This is a genomic window from Pseudomonas sp. SIMBA_068 (genome assembly GCF_046534705.1).
Classification (GTDB): Bacteria; Pseudomonadota; Gammaproteobacteria; order Pseudomonadales; family Pseudomonadaceae; genus Aquipseudomonas; species Aquipseudomonas putida.
On the sequence record NZ_JAWRYI010001835.1, the window covers coordinates 1 to 230 of the forward strand.

The 230-nt window shown below is 59.1% G+C and carries 1 protein-coding gene; it reads right to left on the reverse strand.

Features of this window, described 5'->3' with window-relative positions; translation table 11 throughout:
- The coding region (locus SB756_RS36105) for a hypothetical protein (RefSeq protein WP_410914054.1) at positions 1-230 on the reverse strand (230 nt) is incomplete at both ends.

Consider the following 230-nt stretch of genomic DNA (forward strand, 5'->3'; position numbering starts at 1 on the left):
TCCGGTCACCACCAGACGTTTGCCCGGATGTTGCACCAGCAGCTGTTGCAGCAACGGGTAAGAAAGCCCTTCATCAACCTGCGGTTGTGCGGCGCGTTCAGCGCGTAAAAACTCGCGGGCATCAAGCCAGGCCGCTGGCAGCCCTTGTTGATTAAGTACCGCAGACATCAGGCGCGCCGACCACACTTCACCGTGGCCCACCACTTCCGCATACACCGCATCGTTAATAC